The sequence below is a fragment of the Sulfitobacter sabulilitoris genome, from assembly GCF_005887615.1.
Classification (GTDB): domain Bacteria; phylum Pseudomonadota; class Alphaproteobacteria; order Rhodobacterales; family Rhodobacteraceae; genus Sulfitobacter_E; species Sulfitobacter_E sabulilitoris.
In genome coordinates this window covers 1-3,668 of record NZ_VANS01000016.1, presented here as the reverse complement: position 1 = coordinate 3,668, position 3,668 = coordinate 1, and the positions used below count along the sequence as shown (strand labels likewise).

General features: G+C 54.1%; 2 protein-coding genes and 3 pseudogenes. 1 reads left to right on the top strand and 4 read right to left on the bottom strand.

Annotated features, from left to right (window positions below; all coding sequences use genetic code 11):
- The 3 genes and pseudogenes from FDT80_RS19025 to FDT80_RS18770 all read right to left on the bottom strand — a co-directional run.
- A pseudogene (locus FDT80_RS19025) lies at positions 1-252 on the bottom strand (IS6 family transposase); the annotation flags it as partial.
- Between the two features lie 117 nt (positions 253-369).
- The gene (locus tag FDT80_RS18775; RefSeq protein WP_138663860.1) at positions 370-1,539 is read right to left on the bottom strand and encodes a sugar-transfer associated ATP-grasp domain-containing protein; all 1,170 of its coding nucleotides are present in this window, start codon (positions 1,537-1,539) and stop codon (positions 370-372) included.
- A gap of 197 nt (positions 1,540-1,736) precedes the next feature.
- Positions 1,737-1,985 (bottom strand): annotated as a pseudogene (locus tag FDT80_RS18770) (IS6 family transposase); the annotation flags it as partial.
- Positions 1,986-2,230: 245 nt separating this feature from the next.
- On the opposite strand from FDT80_RS18770, the gene FDT80_RS18765 reads away from it, so the two are divergent.
- Positions 2,231-3,004, top strand: a complete 774-nt coding sequence (locus FDT80_RS18765) for a hypothetical protein (RefSeq protein ID WP_138663859.1) — start codon at positions 2,231-2,233, stop codon at positions 3,002-3,004.
- A 128-nt stretch (positions 3,005-3,132) separates the two neighbouring features.
- Here the strand turns inward: FDT80_RS18765 and FDT80_RS18760 are convergent.
- Positions 3,133-3,668 (bottom strand): annotated as a pseudogene (locus FDT80_RS18760) (IS6 family transposase); the annotation flags it as partial.

The window sequence follows — 3,668 nt, the reverse complement described above, 5'->3', positions numbered from 1 at the left end:
CGTCGAGATGCCATCGCCAGTTCGAGCAATACCGCATCTTCTGGATACGTTTGCGGCAGATTTCAGCGGCAAACATCGGGCCAAATCCATTCCACCAATAGCGCACGGTTTCATGGTCGATGTCGATGCCGCGTTCGTGCAATAGGTCCTCGACGTTGCGAAGCGAAAGTGGAAATCGCACACACATCATGACCGCCAGTCGGAGACCTCGGGGCTACTGTAACAGCCCTTGAAAGGGTCTGTTTGCGTCATGTGCAACGGCCACGAAACCACCCTGCCCGCCTCGACTCAAATCCTTCCGACAAGGTCTCTCCCCTGGGAGCATGATCGTTTTGCCGGTCGCACTTTCGCTACCTTGAAACCCGGCCCTTATTTCTTTCTTTTCCAGAGGGAGGAGAGAACGCCGCCTTTTCTGTCATGGTCGAGATCCACGTTGCAGGCAGCAAAAAACGCCGTCACTTCGGGCGTCAAAAAACCCTTACCGGATGCAAATTGATAGAGTTCCCAACCGCCTCCGGTGTTCACCTCGACAACGCAGGGCCCCTGATCGGTGAGGGCCACGTCAAGAGTGAGGAACCGTTGCATCGGAAAGATTCGGCTGCAATCTCGCGCAAGTGAAACCGCCTCCTCCCAGCCAGTTATCGTATGGCCCACGATCGTGGGACTGGTCGCCGGCGTCGCGTCCACGTCTTTTACGATTCCTTCGTGACGGGTTTTGGCAGTCGTGACGATCCCGGACGAAAGATCTACGTCTCCGACGATGTTTCCCGGCCTCCAGAAGTTATCCGCGATATTTTCGTCGGACGGAACCTTCAGTACCGCTGCAACGACGCTGATTTTTTTGCCATCATTCACCGCAAACAACCGCAGGGTGATCAGGTTCTTCGCAAATGGTGCGAATTCCTCACTATTTCGAAGCAGCGGTTGGAGCACGTAGGCCCGATCGCCGATCCTGTCTTCGAACAACTCCGAAACGCCGACCGTCTCGCCATCATGCAATTCGACGCCATTGTCGGAATGACCGCGTATCAGGAATGTGCCAAAGCTTGCATGACCACGATTCGCTTTCGCGAAAATCGGCATGCTGGTCTCATTGAGAAAACCCTCAAGCTCGCGTGCACTCGACAACTTCACATTGCGGCCATACCGACGATCGTTGGCATCGACCACAGCAAGGATAGGTGGCGTCGGTATCTGATGAAGCTCCAGGATTTGCGTGGCCAACCACTTGTCTTCTGTCGCTGCATCCCAGGTCATGTCGCAACATTGGGTCGTGACAGGCCAAACGAGGTTGCGGGAAAGGAACCGTTCCTTTTCGGCATCCGGTGCATTGTAGACTTCGTAGTCGATGTATTCCTGAAGCGTCAGCTTGCCCTCACCTCTCGACAGCCTCTTGAACTCCCGTCCAATTTCCCACATCGAACGCCCGCTTTTTTGATGAGCGAACAAAATCAACTCTACCGGTTTCTTGTTCGCGACGGTCTTGTATTCGGAGAAATCGTTGACGAATGCGGATCCATCTTCATCGAGACTTGGCATGTGCACCTCTTGTCGAAACGCGAATCAACCGGCTTTTCCCGTGGGATCGACCCATTCAGGCAATCTGGCACCCGATTCGCCTCATGGCAACGTTTGGTGCGTCCGTCCGCGCAGTCCGCGAGCGCCGCCCTGGGGGGTGTCAGACAAATTCGAGCCCGTCTCTGCAAGGAGAAATAAGCTGCCGATCACGCCAGGGCGAGATGCCATCGCCAGTTCGAGCAACACCACATCTTCTGGACACGTTTGCGGCGGATTTCAGCGACAAACATCAAGCCAAATCTATTCCACCAGTAGCGCACGGTTTCATGGCTGATGTCGATGCCGCGTTCGTGCGGCAGGCCCTCGACATTGCGAAGCGAATGTGGAAATCGCACATACATCATGACCGCCAGTCGGATGACCTCGGGGCTCCCTTGGAAGTCCTTGAAAGGGTCTGTTCTCGTCATGTGCGAAGGCCACGAAACCACCCTGCCCACCTCGACTTAAACCCTTCCGACAAGACCCGGGGCTACTCACATTGGCGTCTAGTGACCGAAGCACAAAACACACAACTTGTCGGCAATCAGACTAAATGTGGTGAAATCTCGGAATTTTTCTTCCAAATGAGGTAAGGAAGTGCAAGGTTTGCGTCAGGTTCTTCGCAATTTACTTGAGATACCTAGACCTTTGATGTGAGTAGGAGGGCCGAAGAATGAATGGTGTGGTAAATCGACCAGGTTTTTGGCCTCGCAGCGTTTTGCTTGGTTTGAGCGTTGCGATCACGACGGGATATTCGGGTCGAGCGTTGGCCGACTTGATGCAGGAACCTCTGACAATCGAGGATGGCGCGAAAGTCATGGTCTGTGATCAGATCGGTTTTCTTTCGATTGTGCGCGGTATTGATGGAGAGTTGATGTCGCCCCAATTTCCCCGCGTGGAAGTCCAGCATGCTGACGGGTTGTTTGCCTTGATCGAAAAGGATGCGAACCTGAAGGGAATGCGTGTCAACTACACATCCTTTCTGAAATTCCAGGCCCCGGAAACCTGGGTGTTCACAGGATTCCAAGGTACAACGCCGTTTCAGGACAGCTGCCAAGACATCACTGGCGACTTGGCTTTCTCTTTCTCCAAGATTGCTGTGGCAACATCTTGGGGCATGCCTCACATCGAAGAGCGGGTCCGCCTGTTCGAAGCCATGATGGACGATAAGAGCACCCGGCTTGAGCTTGCCGTAATGAAAAGCGCAGCACTTGACGAGGCCAATGCACAACTGCGGTCGGAGCTTGATAAGATCAAAGATAAAACGGAAAACTTGCAAATGGCCTCCTGTTCTGGAGGGGGTCTCACGCTGCCACGTCTAGTGGAGGCGTCGTTGGCACCGGAGTCAAAAGCATTCGAAGATCGAGAGTTTTGTGCTTCGACCCTTTTTTCGGGCTGTCTTACCGGCACGGATTTCGTAGTTTCAACCGATATTACCGCTCAATAAAAAGTATCACGGATGGTGTCATTTGTGGCCGGCTCCTTTTTTGCAAGGGTTGATTTGAGCTGCGGTTGATCGTTGGGCGGTGTCAGACGGATCCGAGCCAGTCTATGTAGTGACAATGGGGCTGCCGATTACGTCACGCCGGGTTGGCGCCACTCGGCGAAAGCAGCGGCGCGGTTGAGCTTGAAATTGTCTCTGCTGTAGAGTGAACGCTCTTGGTTGAAATGGGTGCAGACGGAGGCATGAACGGCGGCGAATTTCTGTAAACATCACATGCTCCGGAACCGCTGCATGGCCCGCTCTCGGCGTCGAAACGGCAGGTGTGAATTCTCCGCCCATTGTTGCGCCAGCGCCCCGTTTCCTGACGTTTGTCGTTCGCGATGACTTTCATAGCGGCGCCATGGGATCGAAGTTTATCCGTCACGATCAACGGCCCGCCAAAGCTAGTGCTGCGCGCCGTTGATCTTCACGAAAACCTCGTCGAGATGCCATCGCCAGTTCGAGCAATACCGCATCTTCTGGATACGTTTGCGGCAGATTTCAGCGGCAAACATCGGGCCAAATCCATTCCACCAATAGCGCACGGTTTCATGGTCGATGTCGATGCCGCGTTCGTGCAATAGGTCCTCGACGTTGCGAAGCGAAAGTGGAAATCGCACACACATCA

Excerpts from the sequence above, each read along its gene's own strand:
- FDT80_RS18775 (WP_138663860.1), bottom strand. The coding sequence starts at position 1,539 with ATGCCAAGTCTCGATGAAGATGGATCCGCATTCGTCAACGATTTCTCC.
- FDT80_RS18765 (WP_138663859.1), top strand. The coding sequence starts at position 2,231 with ATGAATGGTGTGGTAAATCGACCAGGTTTTTGGCCTCGCAGCGTTTTG.